General features: G+C 65.4%; 2 protein-coding genes. Both read left to right on the top strand.

Annotation, left to right across the window (positions count from 1 at the left end; genetic code table 11):
- Positions 1-254: 254 nt before the first annotated feature.
- On the top strand, positions 255-1,766 hold the full coding sequence (istA, locus tag JGU71_RS30660) for an IS21 family transposase (protein WP_027809980.1): 1,512 nt from the start codon (positions 255-257) through the stop codon (positions 1,764-1,766).
- A 4-nt stretch (positions 1,767-1,770) separates the two neighbouring features.
- Entirely contained in the window at positions 1,771-2,559 is a 789-nt protein-coding gene (istB, locus tag JGU71_RS30655; protein ID WP_012213993.1) for an IS21-like element ISBmu1 family helper ATPase IstB, read from the top strand.
- Positions 2,560-2,684: the final 125 nt, after the last annotated feature.

The raw sequence follows: 2,684 nt of genomic DNA, 5'->3' as shown, positions 1-2,684 counted from the left end.
CCAGCGCCATGCTGCAGGCGACACACTGGGCCAACTGTCACGGGGCGGCGCTATGGAGCCAATGCGGGGTCGGCATAAGGGCGCCACTTGAGGGGCGGCACATAGGCGCCAGTCCAAGGGCGGCGTAATGGCGCCACGTTAGGGGCGGCGCATAGGCGCCAGCAGCATCAGGGCGAGAACGCGGTTCGAACTTTCCGAGTCGGTACGCTCCGTTCTTTTTGAACGGAGCGTCCATGGCCAACAGGAGGTTCGAATTGTTTGAATACCGCCAAGTCCTTGTCCGCATGCGGCAAGGCGATTCTGACCGCGACATCGCGCGCGGCGGTTTGATGGGGCGCAAGAAGCTGACGACCGTGCGCCGCGAGGCTGAAGCGCGTAGTTGGCTGGATCCGGTGCAGCCGCTGCCGGACGACGCTACGATCGCGGGTGTCTTCGGGCGCACGCCGCACCTGCCGCACACCTGTGTGTCGACGGTTGAGCCATATCGCGAACAGGTCCGCGAATGGCTTGCCGCCGGCGTTCAGGGCACCACGATCCATGCCGCCCTTCAACGCAATCATGGCTACGCCGGCAGCTATTGTGCCGTGAAGCGCATGCTGCGCCATCTGGCTGCCGAGCGCAGCGTGGCCACCACAACGATCCTCGACTTCGCACCGGCCGACGCCGCGCAGGTCGACTTCGGCGCGGGACCCGTGCTGACGGTCGAGGGCATTGCGGTCCGGACGTGGATCTTCGTGATGACGTTGTGCTGGTCGCGCCACCAGTATGCCGAGATCGTGCTGGACCAGACCGTCGAGACGTGGCTCGCCAGCCACCGGCGCGCCTTCGAATGGTTCGGCGGCTGTCCCGACCGGGTCATCATCGATAACGCGAAGTGCGCGATCATCCGGGCGTGTCGATACGAGCCGGCGGTGCAACGCTCGTACGCCGCGCTTGCCGAGGGATATGGATTCCGGATCGACGCCTGTCCGCCGCACGATCCCCAGAAGAAGGGCGTCGTCGAATCGGGCGTCAAATACGTCAAGAAGTCCTTCGTGCCGCTGCGCGAGTTCCGGGATCTGGCCGACGCCAACCGGCAACTGCGCGAATGGGTGATGCAGCAGGCCGGCACTCGTATCCACGGCACCGTCCACGAACGGCCGCTGACGCGCTTCGGCGTCGAGCGCCCGTTGCTCGCTGCATTGCCGGACGTGCCGCCGGTACTGTCGGTCTGGAAGGAGGTGGCGGTCCATCGCGACGGCCACGTCGTCTACAAGCACGCGCTGTACTCTGCACCGTTCACGCTCGTCGGCAAGTCGCTCTGGCTGAAGGCGACCGATACGGTCATCCAGCTGTTCCATCGGCATGAACTCGTCGCAACCCATCCGCGGCAGCGGGCCGGCGGTCGCCACACGGTGCGAGATCACCAGCCGCCCGAAGCGCAGGCCTGGCTCGAGCACGATCCGCAGTGGTGTCTGGCGCGCGCGAAGGAGATCGGGCCGTCGTGCCACGGCGTGATCCTCGCGCTGTTCAACGACAAGGTGCTCGTCAACCTGCGCGGCGCGCAGGGGATCATCCGGCTGCGACAGAAAGTCGGCGATCAGAGGCTGGAAGCAGCCTGCGAGCGTGCGCTCGCGTTCAGCAGCGCGAAGTACAGCACCATCAAGGGCATCCTCGACAAAGGCCTGGACAGCGAACCGGTGCCGCGTCCCGCGTCGGCCCCGACTGGCGCTTACCAGAACGGCGGCCGCTTCGGCCGTGATCTCCAATCCCTGCTGATCCACTGACACCATGAACCCGAGTCCCGAATTGAATTCCATCCTCAAACAGCTGCGCCTGTCCGGCATCCTCGACTCGCTTGAGCAGCGCAACCGTCAGGCGATCGACGGGCAGCTCGCCTATACCGAGTTCCTTGCCATGCTGCTGCACGACGAGGTTGCCCGTCGCGAACACAAGAAGCTCGGCACCCGTCTGCTGCGCGCCGGCTTCGCGATGGGCAAGACGCTCGAGACGTTCGACTTCGACCGGCTGCCTACGTTGAACCGCTCACACGTTCATGATCTCGCGACAGGCCGGTATCTCGACGAGAAGGTCGCGATCCTGATCGCCGGTCCAACCGGCACCGGCAAAAGCCACTTGGCCCAGGCGCTGGGCCACTGCGCCGCCCGCCAAGGCCGCGATGTGCTGTTCATCTCGCAGACCGAGCTGCTCAAGCGATTGAACGCCGCGCGCGCCACCGGCGCCTATGACCGCAAGTTCCAGCAGTACGCCCGGGTGCCGCTGCTGATCGTCGATGACTTCGCGCTCAAACCGCTACGTACCCCGCAGGACGAGGACTTCCACGATCTCGTCGCGGCCCGCTACGAGCACGCGGCGACCATCCTGACGTCGAATCTCGACTTCGGTGAATGGGGCGCCGCGTTCCCCGACAACCGCATCCTCGGCACCGCCACACTCGACCGACTACGCCACGGCGCCTACCGGCTCGTCCTCGAGGGCGACAGTTACCGCACCCCGAAACCGATGCCAGATCCCCCTCAAAATGCAGTTGCCAAAAACGGCAAAAAACCGCAACCTTGAAACCGTTCGAATCCGCGTTTTACCCCCGGTTCTGCTGGCGCCATTACGCCGCCCATCCCCGGCTCCTTTACGCCGCCCCGCGACAGCCGCAGGCAAAGAGCTACCTGTGGGCGCAGGTCAACGGC

Origin of the sequence: Antrihabitans stalagmiti (genome assembly GCF_016482825.1) — a bacterium.
GTDB classification, from domain to species: domain Bacteria; phylum Actinomycetota; class Actinomycetes; order Mycobacteriales; family Mycobacteriaceae; genus Antrihabitans; species Antrihabitans stalagmiti.
This window is presented reverse-complemented; position numbering and strand designations above follow the sequence as displayed.

Excerpts from the sequence above, each read along its gene's own strand:
- istB (WP_012213993.1), top strand. The coding sequence starts at position 1,771 with ATGAACCCGAGTCCCGAATTGAATTCCATCCTCAAACAGCTGCGCCTG.